Origin of the sequence: Methylobacterium sp. PvR107, assembly GCF_017833295.1 — a bacterium.
GTDB lineage: Bacteria > Pseudomonadota > Alphaproteobacteria > Rhizobiales > Beijerinckiaceae > Methylobacterium.
Map to the genome: position 1 here is coordinate 4386875 of NZ_JAFIBW010000001.1, position 23120 is coordinate 4409994.

The 23120-nt window shown below is 70.5% G+C and carries 27 protein-coding genes and 1 pseudogene; 11 read left to right on the forward strand and 17 right to left on the reverse strand.

The window, feature by feature from the left end; genetic code table 11:
- Positions 1-21: 21 nt before the first annotated feature.
- Entirely contained in the window at positions 22-783 is a 762-nt protein-coding gene (gene nth, locus JOE48_RS20655) for an endonuclease III (RefSeq protein ID WP_210032538.1), read from the reverse strand.
- A gap of 189 nt (positions 784-972) precedes the next feature.
- Complete coding sequence (locus tag JOE48_RS20660; RefSeq protein ID WP_210032539.1) at positions 973-1716, reverse strand: GyrI-like domain-containing protein; 744 nt, start codon at positions 1714-1716, stop codon at positions 973-975.
- A gap of 195 nt (positions 1717-1911) precedes the next feature.
- Between JOE48_RS20660 and dapF the strand changes: the two genes are divergently transcribed.
- Positions 1912-2799: a diaminopimelate epimerase gene (gene dapF, locus JOE48_RS20665; protein WP_210032540.1), complete on the forward strand. Its 888-nt coding sequence runs from the start codon at positions 1912-1914 to the stop codon at positions 2797-2799.
- Positions 2799-4031: a tRNA (N(6)-L-threonylcarbamoyladenosine(37)-C(2))-methylthiotransferase MtaB gene (gene mtaB, locus JOE48_RS20670; protein ID WP_210032541.1), complete on the forward strand. Its 1233-nt coding sequence runs from the start codon at positions 2799-2801 to the stop codon at positions 4029-4031. The genes dapF and mtaB overlap by 1 nt, the downstream gene beginning before the upstream one ends.
- Before the next feature lie 237 nt (positions 4032-4268).
- On the opposite strand, the gene JOE48_RS20675 is transcribed toward mtaB, so the two are convergent.
- Entirely contained in the window at positions 4269-4943 is a 675-nt protein-coding gene (locus JOE48_RS20675; RefSeq protein WP_210032542.1) for an RluA family pseudouridine synthase, read from the reverse strand.
- 57 nt (positions 4944-5000) lie between these two features.
- Here JOE48_RS20675 and ftsY point away from each other — a divergent pair, with 57 nt between their 5' ends.
- A complete protein-coding gene (gene ftsY / locus JOE48_RS20680; RefSeq protein WP_210032543.1) occupies positions 5001-6341 on the forward strand; it encodes a signal recognition particle-docking protein FtsY in 1341 nt (446 codons plus the stop codon).
- Here the strand turns inward: ftsY and JOE48_RS20685 are convergent.
- Together JOE48_RS20685 and JOE48_RS20690 are read right to left on the reverse strand one after the other, a co-directional pair.
- A pseudogene (locus tag JOE48_RS20685) lies at positions 6338-6475 on the reverse strand (type II toxin-antitoxin system VapC family toxin); the annotation flags it as partial. The gene ftsY and the pseudogene JOE48_RS20685 sit on opposite strands and share 4 nt — an antisense overlap.
- A 10-nt stretch (positions 6476-6485) precedes the next feature.
- Positions 6486-6659 (reverse strand): hypothetical protein, encoded by a 174-nt coding sequence (locus JOE48_RS20690; protein WP_210032544.1) that lies wholly within the window; start codon positions 6657-6659, stop codon positions 6486-6488.
- An 88-nt stretch (positions 6660-6747) separates the two neighbouring features.
- On the opposite strand from JOE48_RS20690, the gene JOE48_RS20695 reads away from it, so the two are divergent.
- Positions 6748-7362 carry a septation protein A gene (locus tag JOE48_RS20695; protein WP_210032546.1) on the forward strand — a complete coding sequence of 205 codons (615 nt, stop codon included), beginning with the start codon at positions 6748-6750 and terminating at the stop codon, positions 7360-7362.
- A gap of 3 nt (positions 7363-7365) precedes the next feature.
- Here JOE48_RS20695 and JOE48_RS20700 read toward each other — a convergent pair whose 3' ends face one another.
- The 3 genes from JOE48_RS20700 to JOE48_RS20710 are packed head-to-tail and all read right to left on the reverse strand — an operon-like array spanning position 7366 to position 8925.
- Positions 7366-7977: a DsbE family thiol:disulfide interchange protein gene (locus JOE48_RS20700; protein WP_210032548.1), complete on the reverse strand. Its 612-nt coding sequence runs from the start codon at positions 7975-7977 to the stop codon at positions 7366-7368.
- The gene (ccmD, locus tag JOE48_RS20705; protein WP_210032549.1) at positions 7974-8117 is read right to left on the reverse strand and encodes a heme exporter protein CcmD; all 144 of its coding nucleotides are present in this window, start codon (positions 8115-8117) and stop codon (positions 7974-7976) included. Before ccmD ends, JOE48_RS20700 begins: the two co-directional genes overlap by 4 nt.
- Before the next feature lie 10 nt (positions 8118-8127).
- Complete coding sequence (locus tag JOE48_RS20710) at positions 8128-8925, reverse strand: heme ABC transporter permease (RefSeq protein WP_210032550.1); 798 nt, start codon at positions 8923-8925, stop codon at positions 8128-8130.
- A 517-nt stretch (positions 8926-9442) separates the two neighbouring features.
- On the opposite strand from JOE48_RS20710, the gene JOE48_RS20715 reads away from it, so the two are divergent.
- Together JOE48_RS20715 and JOE48_RS20720 are read left to right on the forward strand one after the other, a co-directional pair.
- The gene (locus tag JOE48_RS20715; RefSeq protein WP_210032551.1) at positions 9443-10117 is read left to right on the forward strand and encodes a trna delta -isopentenylpyrophosphate transferase; all 675 of its coding nucleotides are present in this window, start codon (positions 9443-9445) and stop codon (positions 10115-10117) included.
- A gap of 62 nt (positions 10118-10179) precedes the next feature.
- The gene (locus JOE48_RS20720; protein WP_210032552.1) at positions 10180-10491 is read left to right on the forward strand and encodes a hypothetical protein; all 312 of its coding nucleotides are present in this window, start codon (positions 10180-10182) and stop codon (positions 10489-10491) included.
- A gap of 9 nt (positions 10492-10500) precedes the next feature.
- Here the strand turns inward: JOE48_RS20720 and JOE48_RS20725 are convergent, their stop codons facing one another.
- Complete coding sequence (locus JOE48_RS20725) at positions 10501-11247, reverse strand: tRNA1(Val) (adenine(37)-N6)-methyltransferase (RefSeq protein ID WP_210032553.1); 747 nt, start codon at positions 11245-11247, stop codon at positions 10501-10503.
- Positions 11244-11468: a DUF2007 domain-containing protein gene (locus JOE48_RS20730; RefSeq protein WP_210032554.1), complete on the reverse strand. Its 225-nt coding sequence runs from the start codon at positions 11466-11468 to the stop codon at positions 11244-11246. Before JOE48_RS20730 ends, JOE48_RS20725 begins: the two co-directional genes overlap by 4 nt.
- A gap of 171 nt (positions 11469-11639) precedes the next feature.
- Here JOE48_RS20730 and JOE48_RS20735 point away from each other — a divergent pair, with 171 nt between their 5' ends.
- Entirely contained in the window at positions 11640-12659 is a 1020-nt protein-coding gene (locus JOE48_RS20735) for a polyprenyl synthetase family protein (RefSeq protein WP_210032556.1), read from the forward strand.
- Positions 12660-12668: 9 nt separating this feature from the next.
- Here JOE48_RS20735 and JOE48_RS20740 read toward each other — a convergent pair whose 3' ends face one another.
- Together JOE48_RS20740 and JOE48_RS20745 are read right to left on the reverse strand one after the other, a co-directional pair.
- Positions 12669-13547 carry a protein-L-isoaspartate O-methyltransferase family protein gene (locus JOE48_RS20740; protein WP_210032558.1) on the reverse strand — a complete coding sequence of 293 codons (879 nt, stop codon included), beginning with the start codon at positions 13545-13547 and terminating at the stop codon, positions 12669-12671.
- A 42-nt stretch (positions 13548-13589) separates the two neighbouring features.
- Positions 13590-14030 carry a MarR family winged helix-turn-helix transcriptional regulator gene (locus JOE48_RS20745; RefSeq protein WP_210032560.1) on the reverse strand — a complete coding sequence of 147 codons (441 nt, stop codon included), beginning with the start codon at positions 14028-14030 and terminating at the stop codon, positions 13590-13592.
- Positions 14031-14194: 164 nt separating this feature from the next.
- On the opposite strand from JOE48_RS20745, the gene JOE48_RS20750 reads away from it, so the two are divergent.
- Together JOE48_RS20750 and JOE48_RS20755 are read left to right on the forward strand one after the other, a co-directional pair.
- Entirely contained in the window at positions 14195-16009 is a 1815-nt protein-coding gene (locus JOE48_RS20750) for a chloride channel protein (RefSeq protein WP_210032562.1), read from the forward strand.
- Positions 16006-16479 (forward strand): hypothetical protein, encoded by a 474-nt coding sequence (locus tag JOE48_RS20755; protein ID WP_210032563.1) that lies wholly within the window; start codon positions 16006-16008, stop codon positions 16477-16479. Before JOE48_RS20750 ends, JOE48_RS20755 begins: the two co-directional genes overlap by 4 nt.
- A gap of 11 nt (positions 16480-16490) precedes the next feature.
- On the opposite strand, the gene JOE48_RS20760 is transcribed toward JOE48_RS20755, so the two are convergent.
- Genes JOE48_RS20760 through JOE48_RS30445 form a run of 3 tightly spaced genes read right to left on the reverse strand, consistent with a single transcriptional unit; the run spans position 16491 to position 18186 of the window.
- Positions 16491-17363 carry a 4-(cytidine 5'-diphospho)-2-C-methyl-D-erythritol kinase gene (locus tag JOE48_RS20760; RefSeq protein WP_210032564.1) on the reverse strand — a complete coding sequence of 291 codons (873 nt, stop codon included), beginning with the start codon at positions 17361-17363 and terminating at the stop codon, positions 16491-16493.
- 38 nt (positions 17364-17401) lie between these two features.
- Positions 17402-17968: a molybdopterin-binding protein gene (locus JOE48_RS30440; RefSeq protein WP_312893420.1), complete on the reverse strand. Its 567-nt coding sequence runs from the start codon at positions 17966-17968 to the stop codon at positions 17402-17404.
- A complete protein-coding gene (locus JOE48_RS30445; protein ID WP_245253603.1) occupies positions 17902-18186 on the reverse strand; it encodes a hypothetical protein in 285 nt (94 codons plus the stop codon). The genes JOE48_RS30440 and JOE48_RS30445 overlap by 67 nt, the downstream gene beginning before the upstream one ends.
- Positions 18187-18290: 104 nt before the next feature.
- Here JOE48_RS30445 and JOE48_RS20770 point away from each other — a divergent pair, with 104 nt between their 5' ends.
- A complete protein-coding gene (locus tag JOE48_RS20770) occupies positions 18291-19484 on the forward strand; it encodes an aminotransferase class V-fold PLP-dependent enzyme (RefSeq protein ID WP_312893323.1) in 1194 nt (397 codons plus the stop codon).
- 116 nt (positions 19485-19600) lie between these two features.
- Positions 19601-20938 carry a hypothetical protein gene (locus JOE48_RS20775; protein ID WP_245252902.1) on the forward strand — a complete coding sequence of 446 codons (1338 nt, stop codon included), beginning with the start codon at positions 19601-19603 and terminating at the stop codon, positions 20936-20938.
- Positions 20939-20970: 32 nt separating this feature from the next.
- On the opposite strand, the gene JOE48_RS20780 is transcribed toward JOE48_RS20775, so the two are convergent.
- Both JOE48_RS20780 and JOE48_RS20785 read right to left on the reverse strand, forming a co-directional pair.
- Complete coding sequence (locus JOE48_RS20780; protein ID WP_210032565.1) at positions 20971-22101, reverse strand: GNAT family N-acetyltransferase; 1131 nt, start codon at positions 22099-22101, stop codon at positions 20971-20973.
- A gap of 2 nt (positions 22102-22103) precedes the next feature.
- Positions 22104-23093 carry a sterol desaturase family protein gene (locus tag JOE48_RS20785; protein ID WP_210032566.1) on the reverse strand — a complete coding sequence of 330 codons (990 nt, stop codon included), beginning with the start codon at positions 23091-23093 and terminating at the stop codon, positions 22104-22106.
- Positions 23094-23120 lie beyond the last annotated feature (27 nt).

The window sequence follows — 23120 nt, forward strand, 5'->3', positions numbered from 1 at the left end:
CCGGAATGGTCAAGGACACGCTCACGGCTCCCGTATGGGCAGCTTCGCGCTCGGACAGAGGTCGACCAGGACGCAGCGCCCGCAGGCCGGACGCTGATGATGGCAGACCTGCTGGCCATGCAGCATCAGGATCTCGTGATTGTCGTAGAGATCCTGCGCGCTCCACTCGGCCGGGAGCTGCGCCCGCAGGATCGGGTGCGACGGGCCGACATCGACCTTCTTGCCGATCAGTCCCAGGCGTTGCGCCACGCGATGATGGTGGCTGTCCACCGGCAGGGCCGGCATCCGCAGGGTGGAGAACGACAGGACCGCGGCGCTGGTCTTGGGACCGATTCCGGGAATGGCCTGGAGCCATGCCCGTGCCACCTCGACTTCCATGTCGGCCAGGAAGGCGAGATCGAGGGATCCGCACCGATCGCGCAGGGCCCGGAGCACGTCGCGGATGCGCGGGGCCTTCATCTCCGGCCAGGTCACACCCGCGATGGCGGCTTCGATCTCTGGCACTTCCGCCGCGATCACCGCGTCCCAGTCCGAGAAGCGCGCCCGCAGCGCCTTGAAGGCGCGCCCGGATTCGGCGTTGCGGGTCCTGTGCGACAGGAGCGAGGAGACGAGTTCGCTGACCGGATCGAGGCTGTGGAAATACGGGATCGGGCAGCCGTAGACCGGGCAGAGCCGCGCATGGATCGCGAGCGCTTTTTCGGCAAGTGCGGGATCCGTGACGGTGGCAGCCGCCTTGCGGCGCGGACGCGGGACAATCGCGGATCTGAGGTCGGCGTCGGGCATGTCGGGCGAATCCGCGAGCCGACGCTGCTGTTCCGGTCGGGGCTGCCCAGCGGCGATCTGTCCGATCCGCCGTCATTCCGGGGCGCCGCAGGCGAGCCCGGAACCCAAAACCCCTGGCGGCTCAGGATCTTGGCATGCCGGCGGCTCCGGATTCCGGGCTCCGCTGCGCGGCCCCGGAATGACAGGCGCCTACTTCACCAGGGCGTAGATGTTCACGTCGAGGTTGTCGTCGGTGCCGTCCTTCAGGTCGGTGGCGTATTCCTCGACGAAGCGGTCCTGCACCACGATGTCCTTGGCATCGAGATAGGCGGTCAGCGTCTCGTAGGTGCTGTCGATCGACTCGTAGGACCCCTTGTGGGCAAAGCGCAGCGCCTTGCCGGAGGGCGTGGTGCCGAAGCGCAACCCGTCGGTCTCGGCCGGCGCCGGGTTCGGGGCGGACGCCACGGGCATCATCGCCTCGAACTCGAAACCGTCATCGTCGGTGCGCGTGAAGACGGCCAGCGGCCGGCCGGCCGGCGCGAGGCCGATCTTGGCGAGGTCGGCCTCGATCCGCGCGAAGGCCTGTTTGAGGTTCGGCACCGCCTCTTCCCACTTGGTCTTGCCGGACAGGATCGCGGCCGGCTTGGCGGGAAGCGTGACCTCGTCGACGTCGCCGGGTTCGCCGGCCTTCTCGAGGAGCGTCGGCCGCGCGGGCGTTCCCACTGCGGACTGGCCCGCGGGCGGGGGCGCCACCGATTGCTGGGGCGCCGGGGCCGGGCTCTTGCCCGGATCGGGCACCGGGTTCGGTGCCGTCGTCGTCGGCAGCGGATTCGTCTGGGCCGGCGCGGGCGCCGTGGATGGCGGCGGTGCGGGCTGTTGTTGGGCGGCGATCGGGCCGCCGGATGCGAGCATGAGAGCGGCCGAGACGGCGACGAGCGGACGAAGGCGGATCACGGGGGCGCTCCGGTCGAGGCCAGCGGATGATCGCGCGGGCTCCCGCCACATAACCTAATGGCGAACGGGACGGCCCGCGAGACCGCCGCGGACGAGAGCTGCGGGTGCGGCGCATCTGCCACGCTGCGCGTTCCTCTCGCGCTCGGGGGCCGCGTTTGCCATATAGCCCAGACTTCCCTCTCGCCGCGGGACCGCATGAGCGCACTCGCCCACAGACGCTTCCTGAAGATGCACGGCGCCGGCAACGCGATCGTGGTGCTGGACCTGCGCGGTTCCTCCGTGATGGTGCAGCCCGAGGAGGCACGGGCGATCGCGCAGGATCCGGGGTCGAGCTTCGACCAGCTGATGGTGCTGCACGATCCCGTGAGCCGCGGCACCGATGCATTCATGCGGATCTACAACACCGACGGCTCGGAGTCGGGCGCCTGCGGCAACGGCACGCGCTGCGTCGCCTTTGCGATGCTCGACGATCCGGCCATGGCCCGGCCGGCCGAGGGCGGGCGGCTCACCCTGGAGACGGCGGCTGGTCTTCTCGGCGTGCGGCGCGTCTCGGAGCGGGCCTTTACGGTCGATATGGGTCGGCCCCGGCTCGCCTGGGACGAGATTCCGCTGTCTGAGCCGTTCCCCGACACGCGCCGGGTCGAGCTGCAGATCGGTCCGATCGACGATCCCGTCCTGCACTCGCCGGGCGTCGTGAACATGGGCAATCCGCACGCGGTGTTCTTCGTGGAGCAGGACCCGGACGCCTTCGACCTCGCGCGAATCGGCCCGATGCTGGAGAACCATCCGCTCTTTCCGGAGCGCGCCAACATCTCGGTGGCGCAGGTGACGGGCCGGGAGACCATCAAGCTCCGGGTCTGGGAGCGCGGCGCCGGGTTGACGCTCGCCTGCGGCACGGCCGCCTGCGCGACCGTGGTGGCCGCCGCGCGGCTGCGGATGATCGGCCGGCAGGCGCATGTCGCGCTGCCCGGCGGCGAGCTGTTCGTCGAATGGCGGGCCGACGACCACGTTCTGATGACCGGCCCGGTCGCGCTCGTCGCCGAGGGGACCCTGGCGCCGGAGCTGTTCGACAGCGCGGCCTGATGGCGATCGAGACCCTCACCTTCGGGTGCCGCCTCAACACCGTGGAGTCCGAGGCCCTGCGGGCCCATGCGGCGGCGGACGGGCGCGACCGCGTGGTGGTGAACACCTGCGCGGTGACCGCCGAGGCCGGGCGGCAGGCCCGCAAGGCGATCCGGCGTATCGCCCGGGAGCGGCCCGGGGCCGAGATCGTCGTCACCGGCTGCGGCGCCGAGGTCGAAACGGAGGCCTACGCGGCGATGCCCGAGGTGTCGCGCCTCGTCGGCAACGCCGAAAAGCTCCGGCCCGAGGGATGGTCTGAGGCCGGCACGGGCCCTGGTAGGGTTATGACGGCCCGGACGGCCGAGCCGACGCGGTTCGAGGCGATGGCCGGGCACACCCGCGCCTTCGTGCCGGTGCAGAACGGATGCGACCATCGCTGCACCTTCTGCGTCATTCCATTCGGCCGCGGGAACTCACGCTCCGTACCGGCGGACGACGTCGTCGCGCAGATCGCGCGGATCGTGGATCATGGCGGCCGCGAGGTGGTGCTGACCGGGGTGGACCTCACGGCCTATGGCCGCGACCTTGCCGGGCCCTGGCCCGGGCTCAGCCTCGGCAGCCTGGTCCGGCAGATCCTGCGCGCGGTGCCCGGCCTCGCGCGCCTGCGGCTTTCCTCCATCGACTCCGTGGAGGCGGACGCGGCGCTGCTCGACGCCATCGCCGAGGAGGAGCGGCTGATGCCGCACCTGCACCTGTCGCTGCAGGCCGGCGACGATCTGATCCTCAAGCGGATGAAGCGCCGGCATCTGCGCGCCGACGCGATCCGCTTCTGCGAGGCGATGCGGCGGATGCGGCCCGATGTGGTTTTCGGCGCGGATCTGATCGCGGGCTTTCCCACCGAGACCGAGGCGCAGTTCGCCCGCTCTCTGGATCTCGTGGCGGAATGCGGCCTGACGCATCTGCACGTTTTTCCGTATTCGCCCCGTCCCGGAACACCCGCCGCGCGCATGCCGCCGGTGGCTCCGAATGCGATCCGCGCGCGGGCGGCGCGACTGCGCGAGGCCGGCGCCGACGCGCTGCGGCGGCACCTCGACGCCCAGGTCGGAAGGCGGCTGACCGTCCTGGCCGAGCGCGGCGGCGTCGGGCGGAGCGCAGATTTCACTGCGGTGCGTCTAGCCGCACCGGAAGCCCCGGGGACGTTCCACAGCATCGACATCGTGGGGCACGACGGTACGCGACTCATTGGCGCCTAGCGTTCGGTACTCGCTGCGGCCGGTATTCAATCAGCTGCGCCCTTTCGGGGCTCTCGCCTGCGGCGAGCTCCGGGACGACGGCGCAACGTCGCAGAGTTACCGAAGCCGCGGACTCGATCCGGAGGAATTCGGTCCTGGCTCTTCGTCTTTGCGCGCGGAGCGAAGCATTCCAGCAGCGCCTCGTACCCGCCGTCACTCTGCACAAGGTCACTTCTGCGCGGATGATGACGATGGGGCTCAGACGGGCATCCGGTCCACGGCGTCCGCAATGTGCGGCGGCGGCGGCGCCGTGACCGTGATCGCGTCGCGCTTCGGGTAGAGGGGGATCGACAAGGTCCGCGCATGCAGGTGCAGGGCGCTGCCGCGTGGCGCGGGGCCGTAGATCGCGTCGCCGCGGATCGGCCAGCCCGAGGCGGCGCAGTGAACCCGGAGCTGGTGGGTCCGGCCGGTCACCGGCTTCAGCTCCAGCCAGGTCCGACCGTCCGCCCGCCCGAGCACGCGCCAGTGGGTCAGCGCCGGGTCCCCTGACGGGTCGGCCTTCATCCACCACGAGCGTGGATCGTCCGAGCGCCGCGCGAGCGGCAGGTCGATGCGTCCGCTCTCCTCAAGGGGGCCGCCCTCGACGATGGCCCAGTAAATCTTGTCGACGGCGCTGCCGGCAAAGAGCTTGCCCAGCCGCGCCAGCGCCTTGGCGTGGCGGCCCAGCGCGAGGCAGCCCGACGTGTCCCGGTCGAGCCGGTGCGCGGCTTCGGGCCGGCGGGGCAGGCCGAACCGGAGCGTGTCGAGATGATCGGTGAGCGTCTCGCCGCCCCGCGGCCCCGGATGGACCGGCAGCCCCGCCGGCTTGTCGATGACGAGCAGCAGGGCATCGCGGTAGAGGAGGCGCGCGCCTATGTCGAAGGCGTTGGGCATCCGGATCGGCTAGAGGGTCGGCGCCGGGTGGGCAAGGTGGGTTGAGGACGCGAGTGCATGGCGAGCGAGGAGAAGCCCGGCTGGTTCGGACGCCTGTTCGGGCGAAAAGGCCAGGCCGCGACCGAGGACAAGCCCGAGGCCGAACTGCCGCCGGAGGCGGCCTCGCCGTCCGAGGGCCAGCCCGACTTCGCCACCGGGGCGGAACACGTCGAGCAGGTTCCCCTGCCGCCCGAGGAGTCGGGCGAGCCCGTCGCCGACGTCGTCGAGGGTGCGGATCTGCTGCCGATCGCCGGCGAACCGGAGCGCCCGCCCGCCGGTACGGCCGGCGATGATCCGCAGCACGGGGCCGATCCGGTCGATACCGGGGACGCGGTTCACGCGCCGATCACGGATCCGTCCCCCGACATCCAGCCCCTCGATTCCGCCGCTGCCCTCGCCCACGATGCCGGAGCCGGACCGGACCGCGAGCCGGAGGCAAAGGGCTGGTGGAGCCGTCTCACCTCCGGGATGAAGCGGACCTCGTCGGCCCTGTCGGACCGGGTCACCGGCCTGTTCACCAAGCGCAAGCTCGACGCCACCACCCTGGAGGATCTGGAGGACGCCCTGATCCAGGCCGATTTCGGCCTGGAGACCGCGATGCGGATCTCGGAAGCCGTCGGCAAGGGCCGGTATGAGAAGGGCATCTCGCCCGACGAGGTGCGGGCGATCCTGGCGACCGAGGTCGAGCGGGCCCTGGAGCCCGTGGCCGTGCCCCTCGCAATCGACACCGCGCGGAAGCCGTTCGTGATCCTCACCGTGGGCGTCAACGGCGCCGGCAAGACCACGACTTTGGGCAAGCTCGCCTCGAAGCTCCGCGCGGAGGGGCGCACGGTCATGCTGGCGGCGGGCGACACGTTCCGGGCGGCGGCCATCGACCAGCTCAAGGTCTGGGGCGCGCGCACCGGTACGCCCGTGGTGAGCGGCGCCCAGGGTGCGGATGCGGCCGGGCTCGCCTTCGACGCCCTGAAGCAGGCCGCCGCCGCCGGAACCGACGTGCTGCTGATCGACACCGCCGGTCGGCTCCAGAACAAGGCCGGGCTGATGGCCGAGCTGGAGAAGATCGTCCGCGTGCTGCGCAAGCAGGATCCTGACGCCCCGCACGCGACCCTCCTGGTCCTCGACGCCACGGTCGGCCAGAACGCGCTCAGTCAAGTGGAGCTGTTCTCGCAGGCCGCGCCGGTCTCCGGGCTCGTGATGACCAAGCTCGACGGGACCGCCCGGGGCGGGATCCTGGTGGCGCTGGCGGCGAAGTTCGGCCTGCCGGTGCACTTCATCGGCGTTGGCGAAAGTGTCGAGGATCTGGAGCCGTTCGCGGCCCGCGACTTCGCCCGGGCCATCGCCGGGCTGGAGAAGGACTAGGCGGCGCGCACGACGTCGGTGCAGGCAAAATCGTCGCCCTTGAACAGGAGTGGCGCATTGCGCGACCGGGCCAGCGCGTAAGCGAAGCCGTCGCCAAAGTTCAGGCCGGCCGGGTGCCGGCCCGTGCCGTAGCGGGCTTGCGTTTTAGCGACGCCGCATCCCTTCATCCGCGGCCAAGCCTTCGGCGATGCGGCGCTCCAGGTCCGGGTTGATCCGCACCCGCTCTCGCCGGAGCAGCTCCAGCGCGGGCTGCCGAGTCGTTTCCGCCAGATCGGCCAGCAGTGCCGCGGCCTCGGCATTGTCGATCGTGATGGACATCCCGCGCCTCGCGTTACACACACCCCGACGAATTCAGTCCGGCGCGTCCAGCCTACCGAGGACGCCGCATCCGAGCCACATGACGCGCATGCAGATCGAAACCGTCCCCCCGCGCCGCCACCTGCAGCCCCTCGTGAAGCTGGCGCTGGAACTCGGGCCGCTGGTGCTGTTCTTTCTCGGCAACGCGTATTCGGAGAAATTCGGCGTCACGCCTGATCAGAAGTTGTTTGTGGCGACCGGCCTGTTCATCGCGGCGACCGTGGTGGCGCTGACGATCCACTACATCCTGGTCCGGCGCCTGCCGATCATGCCGCTGGTCTCGGGTGTGGTCGTCGTGGTGTTCGGCGGCCTGACGCTGGCGCTGCAGGACAAGACCTTCATCATGGTCAAGCCGACCATCGTGAATACGCTGTTCGGCACCATCTTGCTCGGTGGTCTCGCCTTCGGACGCCCGCTTCTGTCGGTGGTGCTCGATTCGATGTTCAGCCTCACCGAGGAGGGCTGGCGCAAGCTCACCTTCCGCTGGGGCGTGTTCTTCTTCGTGCTGGCGGCGCTCAACGAAGTGGTGTGGCGGACCCAGACGGAAGATTTCTGGGTGAACTTCAAGGTTTTCGGCATCATGCCGATCACCGTGCTGTTCGCGCTGGCGCAGACGCCGCTGCTGACCCGCTACGAGCGCAAGGAGCCGCAGCCGGGCGCGTAGGCGCTACTGCGCCGCGGCAACCTTCCCGGCAGCGCGGATGCGCGTGAGCACGCTCGCGAAGTTCTCCGGCGTCAGGATGCCGACGAGCTTGTCGCGGATCACGCCGTCGGGCCCGACGATGAACGTCTCGGGCACGCCGTATACGCCGAAATCGATGGCCGCCCGCCCGCTGGCATCCGCCCCGACCGCGCTGAACGGCACGCCGTGCCGGGCGAGGAAGCGCTGGCCTGCCTCGGGGCTCGGCTCCTTGTAGTCGATGCCGACGAGCCGGATCCCGGGCTCCTTCGCCAGCCGCATCAGCATCGGGTGCTCGACCTGGCAGGGGGCGCACCACGAGGCGAAGACGTTGACCACCGTGATCTGGCCCCGCAGGTCCCGGCTCGACAGCCCCGGCACGGGCGCGCCCGCGGCGATCAGTCCCGGCACGGCGGGCAGCTCGAAGCTCGGCACCGGCTTGCCGATCATCGCGGAGGGCAGGGCCGCCGGGTCTGCACCGGAGCGCAGGCGCAGGAACAGCACGGCCGCGAGCGCCGCGAAGGCGAGGGCCGGCACGATCAGCAGGAGCGAGCGGCGGACGGGCGGCGGCCCGGTTACCTCGTCGAGGGGCGCCATCATCGCCGGTCCTCGCCGAAGCCCTTGAGCGCGCGCAACTGCGCCCGCCGGTCGCGGATCGCGTTGCCGATGAGGGCGACCATGACCAGCCCCGTGAAGCCGTAGGCCGCCACGATGAAGCCGCCGTGAGATCCAAGATCCATCGCGGCCCTCCTAGACCGGTTGCCCGACCGGCATCGCGGCCGGATTGGGCATGATGCGCGGCTGGGTACGGTCCAGGCGCTCCGCCTCGCGGATCGTCAGCGTCCGCACCCGGCGGCGCATGATCTCGGTGCGCATCGCGTAGAGGTGCAGGGTCGTCCCGCCGAGCGTCGCGGCGCCGATCATGACGAGCAGCGGGTACAGCATCGACGGATCGATGGTCGAACCGCCCATGCGCAGGATTGAGGCCGGCTGATGCAGCGTCGACCACCAGTTCACCGAGAACTTGATGATCGGCAGGTTCACGGCGCCGACGAGGGTCAGGATCGCCACCGCGCGCGCGGCCCGGTTGGGGTCCTCCAGGGTCCGCCACAACGCGATGATGCCGCAATAGATCAGCAGCAGGATGAGCATCGAGGTCAGGCGCGCGTCCCAGACCCAGTAGGTCCCCCACATGGGCTTGCCCCACAGGGAACCGGTGACGAGGCAGATCAGCGTGAAGGCGGCTCCGATCGGCGCCGCGGCGCGCTGGGCGACATCCGCGAGCGGATGGCGCCAGACCAAGCTGCCGATCGCCGACACGCTCATGGCGCCGTAGAAGAAGACCCCGAGCCACGCCGCGGGGACATGGATGTACATGATCCGCACGGTCTCGCCCTGCTGGTAGTCGGGCGGCACCATGAAGAAGGTCATGTACAGGCCGACAGCGAGCACACCGAGCGACAGGGCGGTGAGCCACGGCACCAGCGCGCCCGACCACCGCATGAAGTGGCTCGGATTCGACAAGCGGGTCCAGAGGGAAGGGGTCATCGCGCCGGCTGCCTCAGACATCGTTCATGCGGTCTACCCTAGGGTGCGGTGCAGCAACAATGCGGGTCTCCGGCGCAGCGCGGCTGCCGACCGATCTGTTGAGCGCCCGTTGAGCGCGGTCAGCGCGGGTGGTTCCTGAGGGACTTGTCCGGCCAACACGGGCGTCGGACGCAGCCGCACGGCCGGCATCCGGGATCACGCACGCAGACGCCAACGCTGTTCAACACCCCGTACCCAGAACCTTATCCCGTGCCAGTCCTTCGCGCGTCGGCGGGTCTGGATCCCGGGTTCCACTGCGCGGCCCCGGGATAACGGGGCAGCCCGGGCCGGGCGAAGCGAGCCGGAACGGCGGGGCGCGCGCGCACCATACCTAGGTCCAAAGGCACGCGAATCCGCGACCGACCCTTGCGTATCTCGGGGAGATTGCGCATATAGAAACGAACAAAAAGAGAACAAAAGAGCGCCGCCGCACAAAGCTGTGGACGACGCGGCCCAATCCTGACGGACCGAGCCTCGCATGCGAACCGCCGACAAGCAGATCGCCGACATCCTCGTCCGCTACGGCGAGCCCTTCGGGGGCAACGTCTGGCGCGTCCAGGGAACGGCCGTGATCTACCACAAGACCCTGGAGCGCATCGCCGCCCAGGCGGGGATCGTGTTCGAGCCGCCGACCATCATCCGGTGCGAGCGCGACGAGGCCGTGATCCTCGTCACCGGCCGCCTGCCCGGCGCGAAGCCGGGGACCGAGCGGGTCGAGTGGTCGCTGGGCGAGGCGCTGGTCAACGTGAACTACCGCGTCTCGGGGAAGCAGGCGGCCTACGTCTACGCCATGGCCGAGAAGCGCGGAAAGGACCGCGTCATCCTGAAGCTCATCGAGCTGCACGGCCTCGTCTACTCGGAGGAGGAGGCCGACGAGTTCCGCGCCCACCAGCCCGCAGTCCGTGCCGTGGACGAGGATTTCGAGGAGCCGCCGGCCTTCGACCAGATCACCGAGGCCGAAGGCGATCTCAAGCGCCGCATCGACGAGGCCGAGACGATCAACGCCGTCACGGACCTGATGCTGGACGGCGCCACCCAGGCCGTTCTGGCGACGATGCCGTCCGGCACCCGCGACGAAGTGCGCGACTACGCCAAAGCGCGCCTCGTGGCGCTTGGCTGGCCCAAGCGGTCCGGACGCAAGAGCGCCGCCTGACCCATCCGCCATCGATCCCCCAAGCGAGCCCTCAAGCGAACCCCCAAGCGAAGGAGACCGCCATGCATCGCGCGACGAGCCGCCGCACCATGAAGGCCCGCCGGGACGCCCATCGGGGCTGGAGCATCGAGACCTTGTCGTACAGCCCGTCGCGGATCGTGCGGCTCGGCGACGAGAAGGTCGCGATCCTGTTCCCGCCCTTGGAGCCCGGTGCCGCCTGGCAGCTCTACCCGCATCCGGACACGTTCCCGGGTCTCAATTTCGACGGTCTGCCCGCGCCGCTGCGTCCGGAATTCCTGTCCTTTCCGGATCTCACCGAGGTCGAGCGGTTTCTCGGTATCCGCGAGGAGGAGCCGGCTGCCCTGGCAGCGTGAGCCGACCGGTCAGCCCGGTGGCCACGGCTCTCCGCGATGGAGCGCTGCGGCTTCCGGAGTGAAGCCCCCCTCGAAATCGTGCAGCACGAGGGCCGGGCGCAGACTCAGCGCGGCACGGCTACCCCTGGTCGCGCTGATCAGGAGGCGGATCGCGGGCGCCTCGGCCCGGGCGTGGACCGGGCGGATCGTGATGCCGCCGTAGCGCCCTGAGAGCGCATCGAGACAGATCTTCAGCGCGTCAGCCCGGTGGATCAGGCCGAGGCGGCCGCCGGGGCGCAGGATCGCCGTGCAGGCCCGGATCCAGGCATCGAGGCCACCTCCGTCGAAGGTATGGGCGTTCGCCCGACCCGGATGCGGCGAACTGCGATGGGCGCCGCCGTCGAAGAAGGGCGGGTTGGTCAGCACCACGTCGAAACTGTCCGGCAACAGACCCGAAGCGCGACGTTCGGCCGCGGTCGCGAGCAGGTCGGCTTCGATCACCCTGGCTTCGATGCCGTTGAGGAGGACGTTCGCCCGAGCCAGTTCGGCGACGTCGTGATCGTGCTCGATCAGCGTTGGCTGCAGGCCGGGTACCAGTGCGGCGCAACCGAGGCCGACGGCGCCCGCCGAGGCACCCGCGTCGCAGAGGCGATCACCGGACGTCAGAACCAGCAGCCGCGCGAGCAGGACCGCGTCCGTCCCGGCCCTGTGCGCGCCGCGCGGCGGCTGATGCAGGCGCAGGCGTCCACCGAGAAAGGCGTCCGGCTCTGGGCTCACGGCTGGCGCAACTCGTGGGCGATTCCGGCATCGACGAGCAGACGCCGTGCCTGGGCTTCGTGGTCGCGCGGTACCAGCAGGCGCTGGCCGAAGACGCCGATCGAGCCCTCCATCAGGCTCATGTGGCTGTCGGCGACGAGAACCGGGATCTCGGCCGCTTCGAGAACTGAGCGGGCGAACCCGATCAGCACGACGTCGTTGGCGCGGATCAGCTCGATCATCGCGCGTGCACTGAGCTCAGAGATGCGCGGATCGGCGCATTCGCCGCGTGAGATCCGCGTTTCCGGCACACCATATCCGTCTGGGTGCGATGTTGCGGCGCCGCGGGGCGCGTGCGAAGGGATCGCCCGCCCCCCGTGGGGCAACCGATCTGGAGGTCACGGATCTTGGGTATGGCCCTCTCCATCGAGAACCCGAAGCCCGAGGCCGAGGCGGGGCTGAACGACCTCGTCGCGCTGGTGGCTGAGGGCATGGCGCGGGTCAACACCACGATCCTGTCGCGGACGGGATCGGACGTGGCGATGATCCCCGAGGTTGCCAACCATCTGATCGCCAGCGGCGGCAAGCGTCTGCGCCCGATCCTTACCCTGGCCTGCGCCAAGCTCTGCGGCTACGCGGGCGACACGGACGGCGACGTGAAGCTCGCCGCGAGCGTCGAGTTCATGCACACCGCAACGCTCCTGCACGACGACGTGGTCGACGAGAGCGACATGCGCCGCGGCCGCGTGGCTGCCCGGATCAAGTGGGGCAACGAAGCCTCCGTGCTGGTCGGCGACTTCCTGCTCGGTCAGGCCTTCCGGATGATGGTCGAGGTCGGCTCACTTCGGGCGCTCGACATCCTGTCGGCCGCCGCCACGGTGATCGCCGAGGGCGAGGTGATGCAGCTCACCAATGCCAAGAATCTCGAGACCGATGAGGCTGCCTATCTCGCGGTGATCCGCGGAAAGACCGCCGAGCTGTTCGCCGCGGCCTGCGAGGTCGGGCCCGTGCTCGCCGGCCGGCCGGAGGCCGAGCAGGCGGCGGCCCGCGCCTACGGGATGAATCTCGGCATCGCCTTCCAGCTGATTGACGACGTCCTCGATTACGGCGGCACCTCGGCAGAGCTGGGCAAGAACGTCGGCGACGATTTCCGCGAGGGTAAGATCACCCTTCCGATCGTGCTGGCCCATCGCCGGGCCAGCGAGGGCGAACGCGGCTTCTGGCGGCGGACCCTGCAGCAGGGCGAGGTCCGCGACGACGACCTGGAGACGGCCCTCGATCTGCTCCAGCGCCATGGCGCTCTCGAGGAGACCGTCGCACGTGCGCACCATTACGGCGCCCAGGCCCGGACGGCCCTCGACGTCTTCCCGGACGGTCCCGTGAAGACGGCGCTCATCGGTGCCGTGGAATTCTGCGTGGCGCGGGCGCGCTGAGGCCACGCCTCACGGTTCCCGCGTGGAGAGCCACCAATCGCCGCCATCGTACCAGCAACTCGTGTCGGGCGGTCCCGCGAGCCGGAATGACCGCACCGCCCGGAGGTGGCCGCGGGCAAAGGCCGCGGTGAGCCCCGGGCCATCCTCCGGTGGCATGTCCCGCAGGGGTATGAAGATCGCGAAGGACACGAACCGGGCCGGCCAAGCCGACCCGGTGCTCGGACGCTGCAGCAGCAGCATGCCGCCGCGACCTTGAGCGGATTGGAGCGGGAAGAGCAGACGGCCGCCAGGCCGCAGAACGTCCAGCCAGGCGCGGGCCGGTCGTGCCGCGCCGGCATTGACGTAGATCGCATCGGAGGCGGGGAGCGGGTCGGCCACGCCTGACCGGGCGCAGACCCGCACCCAGGACCACGGCGTGAGGTTGGCCGTCGCGCGGGCGGCGAGGGCCGAATCGATCTCAAAGGCGTGGACTTGGCCTGTCTGCCCGATCAGATGCGCCAGGAGCGCCGTGTAGTAGCCGCTGCCGGTGCCGACCTGGATCGCGGTCTCGCCGGGCTGCGGCGCGAGGGCGTCGAGGCAGAGGGCGTGGAGGCTTGGCTGGCCGATATGGATGCCCCGCTCGGTGTCCAGCGCGATCAGCACGTCCTGGTAGAGAAAGGCGGGATCGTCATCCGGCGTCCGCACGTAGACCGGACCGTGCTGACGGAACCGCCTGGGCGCCGGTGTCAGGATCGTCCAGGGCGCCGGCCCGGCGAAGGCTTCGCGAGGGATCGTCGCGAAGGCCGCCTCGATCCGCGGATCGGCGACCGATGCGGGACCCGCGACCAGGGTCGCATAGACCTTCCGCAGCTTGGCGCTGCGCGCCTCCGCGTCGTTCCGGTTCGCCATCGGATACTCCGGGCGGAAGCGGGCCACCGGCACCGCGGGCCGTCAAGGGACTGCCGGCTTCAACGCCTCGATCAGCGCCGGTGCGAGATCGCGCAGCTCTTCCAGATGGGCTGCCGTCAAGGTCTTGAGCAGCGCCTCGGCCCGCGGGGTGAGCGACAGCTCGGTCCGTCGCCGGTCGTCCGCCGCGCGCGCCTTGGCGAGCAGACCGCCTTCCACCATCCGGGTGACCAGCTCAGCAGCGCTGTGGGGCGCGATCAGGAGCTGCTCGGCCAGCAGGCCGACCGTGGCGGGCTGGCGCCCGGCATGGCCCGCGAGCGTCAGCAGCGCCTGATGCTGCTGAGGCGGCAATCCCGCCCGCCCGGCGGCGGCTTCGCTGAACGCGAGAAAGCGCCGGAGCCGGAACCGGAAATCCGCCAACGCCGCGTACTGCTCGGGCGAGAGCGCCTCGGCGGGTGCGTCGCCCGTCGGCGCTGCGTGGCTCATCACGGCCTCCAGATGTCCCGGCTCGGATCCTGGCGTGCGCCTTCTGTGCCACCGACGCCCCGAACGCACTCAATACGCCCGGACCGCGTCTCGCCCGAAGCGGCGGAGTTGTGGAATATATCGTATCACGACATAATTGTCCGGCACACGAAGTGGAGATCCGGATGAACGGCGGGACCGAGATCGAGCGCGGCGGCGAGAGGCCGCTGCGCCGGGCGTTGGGCGACTTCAGCGCCGATCGACGGGTCCTGACGCTGGCCGGGATGGCCGTGGTCACCGGTACCGCCGCAAGCGGCACCGCGTGGATCCTGCTGACGCTGATCGGCCTCGTGACCAACTTCGCGTGGTACGGCCGCTTCGACACGGCCCTGACCTCCCTCGCGGACGCGACGCCGGGCCCCTGGATGGTCGCCATTCCGGTGATCGGCGCGGTCATCGTCGGCGCCATGGCGCGCTACGGCTCCGAGAAGATTCGCGGCCACGGCATCCCGGAAGCCATGGAGGCGATCCTGATCGGCGGCAGCCGGATGTCGCCCAAGGTTGCGGTGCTGAAGCCGATTTCGTCGGCTGTGGCGATCGGGACCGGCGGCCCGTTCGGCGCCGAAGGGCCGATCATCGTCACGGGCGGTGCGGTCGGCTCTCTGTTCGCGCAGTTCTTTCATCTCAGCGCGGCGGAGCGGAAGACCCTCCTGGTGTCAGGGGCGGCTGCCGGCATGACGGCGATCTTCGGAACGCCGGTAGCGGCCGTTTTGCTCGCCCTCGAGGTGCTGCTGTTCGAGTGGCGTCCGCGCAGCCTCGTCCCGGTGACGGTCGGGGCGGTGACGGCGGCCTGCTGGCGTCCCGCGCTGTTCGGGGCCGGCCCGCTCTTTCCCTTCGCGGACAACCCGAGTCTACCGTGGTGGGGCCTGCCCGCCTGCGCGGCCGTGGGCGTTGCCTGCGGGTTGATCTCGGGCAGCCTGACCCGGACCCTGTACGCTCTGGAGGACGGCTTCGGCCGGTTGCCCATTCACTGGATGTGGTGGCCGGCCCTGGGCGCCGTCGTGGTCGGCTTGGGCGGCCTCGTGGAGCCGCGGGCGCTCGGCGTCGGTTACGACGTCATCCACGATCTGCTGTCCGGGCACATGCTGGCGGGCGCCGTCGTGACCATCCTGGCGGTGAAGGCGATCATCTGGCTCGCCGCCTTGTCCTCCGGAACGTCCGGCGGCGTGCTCGCGCCGCTCCTGATCATCGGTGGCGCGGTGGGATGGCTGATCGGCCTGCTCCTGCCCGGTGCGCACGGCTTCTGGGCGCTGATCGGGATGGCCGCGATGCTCGGCGGCACCTTGCCGGCGCCGCTCACCGGCGTGGTCTTCGCGGTCGAGGTCACGGGGGATATCGCCGCTTTGGCCCCGTTGCTGGCCGCCACCATGGCGGCCTACGCGGTCACCGTCCTTCTCCTGAAACGCTCGATCCTCACCGAGAAGATCGCCCGGCGCGGGCAGCACGTGACCCGCGAATACGGGATCGATCCCTACGACCTCGCCCGGGTCGAGGCAGTGATGACCGCGCGGGTCGACACCTTGGCCGCCGACCTGCCGCTGGCAGACGCGCTCACGGCTATCGAGGACGGAGCCCACCATGCCTATCCGGTCGTCGACGGGGTGGGCCGCCCCGTCGGGTTGGTCTCGCGCAGCGATGCGCTGGACTGGGCTCTCGAAGAGCGTGACGGCGACGCGGCGGAGGGCACCCTCGGCGAGCGCGTCTCGGATGCCGGCCTCGCGGTAATCCATCCAGGCGACGTGGTTTCGCACGCGATCGACGTGATGCTCGCGGCCGGACAGGGGCGCCTGCCGGTCACGGATCCGCAGAGCGGCCGGCTGGTCGGGCTGTTGACCCGCAAGGACCTGCTCCAGGTCCGCGCCACCGTGGTGCGCGCCGAAGCCGAGCGGCGCGCATTCTTCCGCAGCCGCGGCGCGCGTCGAGCACCGGTCGGAGCATGACCGAGGATTTTCGCACTCCGGGGCGGAGAACCTGGCTCGACCGCGTCCGGCCCGGGGCCTGCTGCCTGATGGCCGGCCGCGACGGGCCGGATCTCGTCCTGCTGGTCAGCCGGGAGGGACGACGGGCGGCGCTGCTGCTCAACCGGCGCAGCGCGGAGGACAGGCACCTGCCCGTCCGCTTCGATCTGCCGCCCGACGCGGATGTTCTCGCGTTGCGGGGCGCCGTCATCGCGCCGAGCGGTGGCTCCGCATCCGGCCAAACCGCGACGTCGGCGGCCGCACTCCATCTCGGTGACGGGCGCACCTACTTGTGCGGCCGCGACGAATTCGGCCGGCACACGATCTTCGATGTCGGGAGCGGTCTCGCGAGCGCCATCGACCCGGCCGTGTTGCCGCGGACCCGATGCTGGCGCGTGATGGTGCCGGAGGCCGGCGGCGCCGTCACCGTCTATGACGCTGAGCCGGCCTGAGATCCCGCGGCTCAGCGCAGGACGGTCGGCGCCACCCACCAACCGGGATGGGCGCGGCGCAGCGCCGACGCCGCGCGCACGGCGCCGCGCCGGTCGGAGAACAGCGCGAACACCGTTGCGCCGGAGCCCGACATCCGCGCCAGCCGGCAGCCGCGCGCCCGCAGCGCCGCGAGGACCTCGCCGATCACCGGCGCCACGGTCAGGGCCGGCGCCTCCAGGTCGTTGCGGGCCGGGCCGATTGCCGCGACGAGCGCGTCAGGGTCGAGGCCCGCGGCGATCACCGGATGGGCCACGCCCGTGCGCGTCTCGCCGACCGTCAGGCCCAGTGCCTTGAACACCGGCGCGGTGGGGACCGGAACGCCGGGATTGACCAGCACCGCCGGGAGCGGCGTCGCGCAAAGGGCAGGTCCGATCTCTTCACCGGCGCCACGCATTATCCGGGCCCGCGGATCGAGGCAGACCGGAACGTCGGCCCCGGTCTCCCGCGCCGCCGCGACGACGGCCGGGTGGTCCAGGGCGAGCCCGTTGAGGCGCGCGAGCAGGCGCAGGGCCGCGGCGGCATCGGAGGAACCGCCCCCGATGCCGGCGGCGACCGGCAGGCGCTTGATCAGATGGAAGCCGCCCATCCGCAGATCCGGCACCCGCCCGGCCAGCCCCCGAGCTGCGCGCAGCACCAGATTGTCCGCCGTCGGCCCGGCCGGCCCGGCCGTCGGCCCGCTGACGGCGAGCCCCAGCGGCGCGCCCGGATCCAGAGTCAGCCGGTCCGCGGTGCCCGCGAAGGCCACGAGGCTTTCGAGCACGTGATAGCCGTCGCCCGCCCGCCGTCCGAGAACGTGCAGCGTCAGGTTGACCTTGGCGGGGGCGCGGTCTGCGAGCAGGGACACGGGATCTCGAAACGGTGGTGAAAACGCTCCGCGAGGCTCTACAGGCTCGCGCGCGGGAACAACAGCTTCAGCCGAGATCCCCATGCGCGGTACAGGGCAGGGCATCGCCGAGGCGGATCGCGGTCAGATCCTCTGCGAGTTCCACCAGCGCGTCGCTGCCGGCCAGGCCCGACAGGGCACCCGGGTGCCGGGACGGCCTCGGGCGCCCCGTCGACGCCAGGCCGGAGGCACACGCGCAGATACTCGCGCCGGCCCGGACGCTTCGCGCTGGCGAAGCCGCTTCTCACCGTGAACGGCGCCGTCGCCGCCAGCGCCCCCGACAGGTGCAGGACCAGCGGGCGGAGTGTCGCCAGCGCCGTCACGTAGACGGCGGCCGGCTTGCCCGGCAGGCCGATGAACGGCGTGCCCGCGATATGCCCCAGCGCTACAGGTCGGCCCGGCTTGATCGCGAGACGCCAGAAGGTCAGGTCCCCCGAGGCCTGGATGGCGGCGCGGACGTGATCGTCCTCACCCACCGAGACGCCGCCCGAGGTCAGGATCAGGTCGTGATCCGCCGCCGCCGCCGCGACGCGCTCTCGCAGAGCGGCGGCCGAATCGCGCAGGATGCCGAAATCGACCGGCTCGGTGCCGAGATGGCGGAGGAGGGCGGCAGATCGATCGGCGCGACCAGATCCCCGGCGAGCACGCGGCCGTCTGCCCGCGGGAGGTCCGCCGTCTCGATCCCGGACAGCACAGGCAACCGGTCCCGGATCGGCGCGACGGCATCGGCGACCCGCATCAGGGCGGGCGCGGCGTCGAAGCAATCGGGGCTCAGGCGGCCCATGGCGGCGCGGCATCGGGACGGGGCAGGCGGGTCGGCACGGGCGGCCTCGCGGGCTATGGTCCGCCGGCGTGCGGCATCAGGGCGGCGCGATCAAGCCCCGGAGCGTGGCTCCGGCGGGTCCGATCCTCTACGGTCCCGCCATGCCGATCGCCGAAGAGCTCCCGTCCCAGCGCCATCTCTTCGAGGTCCCGCCCGAGGTCAGCTATCTCGACGCGGCGGCGTGGTCGCCCCTGCCGCGGGCCGTCCGCGCGGCCGGCGAGGCGGGCATCCTGACCAAGAGCCGTCCGTGGGAACATCCCCGCGAGGCGAACGCGGCCTGGGCGGAGCGGACCCGTGCGGCCGCCGCCGGGCTGATCGGCGCGGCCGCCGCCGACGTCGCGATCGTCAACTCGATCAGCCACGCCATGGCCGTCGCCGCGCGCAACATCGAACCTGTGTCGGGCGGCCGCCTGCTGCGGGTCGCCGACGAGTTCCCGTCCCTGCGCTTCGCGTTCGACAATCTGGCCGCCGTCCACGGCCTCGTCGTCGAGGAGGTCGCGCGTCCCCGGGACGGCGACTGGACCGCCGCGCTGCTGGACGCGATCGAGCGCCCGGGTGCCCCGCCGCTCGCGCTCGCGACTTTGACACCCCTGCACTGGACCGACGGTGGCCTGATCGATCTCGATCGCTTGGCGCCTGCGGTCCACCGGGCCGGGGCTGCTCTGGTGATCGACGCAACGCAGGCGGTGGGTGCTGTCCCGGTCGATGTCGCACGCTGGCGACCCGACTTCCTGGCTTTCCCGACCTACAAATGGGCTTTGGGACCCTACGGCGTCGGATTCCTCTACGCCGCACCCCACCGGCAGGACGGCACGGCGATCGAGGACAATCTGGGAAACCGGCCCCCAGCCGTGGGTGCGCGCCGGTACGATCGTGGCGAGCTGAACGATCCCGTCGCTCTGCCGATGGCGGCGACCGGGCTGGAATTGATCGCCGGATGGGGCGTGCCGGCCGTGGCGGTCCGGCTGCGCGGGCTCACGGATCGCCTCGCGGAGGCAGCGGCGACACTGCCCCTCACCGTCGCGCCGCGTCACCTGCGCGCGCCTCACATCCTCGGACTGCGCTGTCGGGGAGGGCTTCCTGCGGGCATCGCCGAACGCCTGCGCCGCAACGGCGTCTTCGTGAGCGAACGCTCGGACGCCCTGCGGGTCAGCCCGCATGTCTGGACCGACGAGGACGACCTCACGCGCCTTATGGCCGCACTGCAGCGCGAATTCGGCCGTGAAACCGGAGGCCGCATCGAAACGTACCGTCGCTAGGCCGAGCTTCGCGGGCCTCTGCGGATGCCGCCACTGTCTCTGAAGCCGAGATCCCCGCGGGGAGGCTCTCTTGCCTTTCGCGGAGAGAGGCTGCCCGCACACGTATGTCGAGACCGATGGCGTATCCCGATGAAGTCCTGCGCACGACGGCTGCCGGCCGCACGCTGCCCGTCCGGTTGCTCCATGCGCTGAAGGCTGGCGCCTCGGGGCGGTTCGCCGTGATCCTCTCCGGCGAGCTGATCCAGAGCCTGTTCCACTTCGTCCTGAACATCCTGCTGGTGCGTGAGCTTGATGCGCACGATTACGGGCTGTTCGCGATCGTGTTCGCGGTGGGCGCCGTCGGGATCACCTACATCCGCGCACTCGTGGCGATTCCCGCGATTCTCCATGTCGCCCGGAGCATCGGCCGGCCGGCGGCCCTCGGCTACGACGTGATGTTCGGCACCGGCGCGCTGCTGGTCTCCGGCGTGATGGGCGTCGGCGTCGGACTCGCCCTGGTGCCGGTGATCGGCCTCGGCGCCCTGGCTGGGGGCGCCTTCGTGGGTCTCTACGCTTTCCGCAGCTATCTGCGGATCGTGCTCCTCGCCCGGGGCCGTCCCCGGATCGCCGGCCTGAGCGATCTCGTCTACGCAGCCTGCGGGACGATGTTCGTGGCACTCGGCCTCGGCGGTTCGGGCACGGCGCTCCTCGATCAGGCGTTCGCGGCGATCGCGCTGGCTCACGCGGTCGCCATCGGGATGGCCTACGCGGTGCTCCGCGAGCGGCTCCGGATCTCGCTCCGCGCGCGGGCCCGGGCGCGCTACCGGGCGATCTGGCGGACCCTGGCGTGGTCGCTGGCGGGCGTGACCAGCCTGACGGTGCAGGGCCAGGGCCTGACCCTGCTGTTCGCCCTCCTCGCCGGCCCGGCTGCCTACGCCCCCATCGCGGCGACGCTTGTGCTCTACGCGCCCCTGCGCGTTCCCACGAGCGCGCTGATGAACATGGTCCTGCCGGAGATCATCCGGCTGCGCGCGAGCGGGCAGGCCAAGGCGGCCCAACGGATGGTGCGGCGCCAGGCAGCGCTGCTCGGCTGCGCCTGCCTCGCCTACGGCGCCGCGATGGCGGCGCTGCTACCGCATATCGAGCAGGTTCTGTTCAAGGGACGATTCGCGGGCGCGCCGCTCGGATGGATCGGGCTCGGTGTCTGGGCGGTGGTCACCGTCTCGCTGCTCTACGCGCTCCCCCGCGCCTATCTGGAAGCGGCGGCGGCATTCCGAACCATCACCGCGGGGGCCGTGGCGAGCGCCGCGCTGGGCTTCGCCCTGATGGTGCCGGCCCTCCTGCTCCTGCCGGCGGCCACCGCACTCCTCGGCCTGCTCGCCTCCGAGATTGCCACGCTGGCGTGGTCGGTGAACGCCTTCCGGAGCCTCGCGCGCGCGTCGCACGCCGCGCCGTCCGCCGCGTGCGCGACGTGAGGCCGAGCGCTTCCCGATAAGGACCTGTCCCGTCAGGTCGCGGCCTCGGCGGGCGGCGCCGTGACCACGGGATCCGCCGGTCTTCCGAAGCGGCCGCGCAACGCGTGTTGCGCGCGGTCCACGAAGTGGGCGACCGCGCCCTGCGGCGTGCGCGCGCCCATCAGCGAGGCCAGAGTGAGGTTCTCGGTGCCGAAACGGCCCTTGAAGCCCTCGTCACCGCACAGGAAATCCACGGTCTGCAACCCGTGGTCGATCGACCACATGATGTAGTCCATCATCAGGACCATGCCGGGCGAAGCCCGCTCCGCCGCCGGATCGTAGGTGGTGACGAAGGCCATCATCGCGCCCGCCTGCACGAAGTTGATCGACACCGCCACGACCTCGCCGCCGCATTCCAGCACGAAGGCGTGGAGCAGCCCCGTCTCACGCAGGACCTCAACCATGGCAGGCAAGGCCTGCGACCCCTCGTCGTAGAACGCTGTCGAGGCGAGCCCATGGGCCGCGAGCCAGGCCCGCTTGAAGGTCATCAGCCGCTCGAGAACCGGTGCGAGCGGCTCCTCCGGCCCGAGGAGGCGGAAGGCCAGCGCGCCACGCTCGCCCATGAATTTCTGGCCGCGGCGATAGTTCTGGCGGGTCTTCTTCGACTGCGCGTCGAACCACGCCGTCCCGGATTTCCAGGGCCCGCGCACCCGCCAATTCGCTTCCTCGCGGTGGTTCAGGCGCAGCCGGATCCCGTCGCCTGGGCCATCGACCAGCGCCCGTGCCGCAGCGCCCGGCAGGAGTCGGTTCAGATAGGCCAAGTCGAATCCGCCAGCTTGGCCGGCATGGCGCCACATCCGCCGGACGAGGTCCCGGTCCGTCCCGGCGGCCAGGAGCGCATCACCGAAATCCGCGCATTCCTTGGCGGCCCATTCGAGAACCCGAAGACCCTTCCGGCGCACGGTCGCGAGCGGCATCACGCCGACGAGCGACCCGCCGCGCCAGGCCAGCACGATGGCCAGGGCCCGGCGCTCCCGATCCGGTGTGCTGGCCCACCATGCGGAAATCCAGGCGTGACTCTGGAAGACGAGGGCGCCGCTGTGCCGCCAGAGGTCGGTCCAGGCCGGACCGACCTCTGCCAGCCGTTCGCTCGTCCGAATCGTCTCGAAATGCTCGAGGGCCATGGTCAAGCGCCCGGCCGTGGCTGGGACACGGCTCCGCGCAGGCGCCGGGCCTGCCGCGTGATCCGCCGGCCCATCTTCTTGAGCGGCAGCAGGTAGAGACCCGAAAGGGATTGATAATCTGCAACATCCCGATCGACGAGCCCGAATTTGAAATCCTCGTGCGGATCCGGCACGTAAAGCGTCCCGAACAAGCGATCCCAGAAGGAGAACAGCAGGCCGAAGTTCTTGTCGTAATGCTGCGGTGCCGTGGAGTGATGGAGCTGATGCCAGTGCGGACACAGCACGATGTTGTTCAGCGGCCCGAACGAGATCTTGAAATGCGTGTGCCGCACGAAGTCCATCATCAGGATGTTGCGCATGATGTAGACGTTGATGCCGAACACCGTCAGCTCGACGGGGTTGAGGGCGACGAGGCTCCAGATTCCGAAGCAGATCCCGGGGATCACCCCGTCCCAGGCGCGGTTCATCAACTCATCGAGCGGGTGCACCCGATCCTTCGTAATTCCGACCATCACCTCGGCCGAGTGATGGACTTTGTGGAGTTCCCAGAGAAAGGGATACCGGTGCTGGGCTGTGTGATAGAGATAGTAGGAGACATCGTAGGCGAGGAGCATCGTCGCGGTGAAGATCACCACGGTGATCGGTCCCGGTGCGCCGAACACCGGCTCGTGGATCCCGAAGATCGCGCCCAGCACCCGGTTGGTGGCATAGCCGACCGCCACCACGAAGGTCACGCCGGCCGGGATCAGCAGGAACGGCATGATCGCCTTGCGGGTGACGTAGAACAGCAGGTCGGCCCGCGCGGAGGGATGCGTGATCACCTCGTGGGGGATCGCGAATTCGAAGAACTCCGCGAACGAGTACCTCTCCGCCGTTCGGAGATAGGCGATCAGCGCGCAACCGAGCGCCGTCGCGAACAGCATGCCCGCCGCGAGCAGATTCTCGGTTGAGACCTTCTCGACAATCTGCTGGATGAAATGGGCAATATCCATCAAGACGCGTTCCCTTGGCCGAAAAAG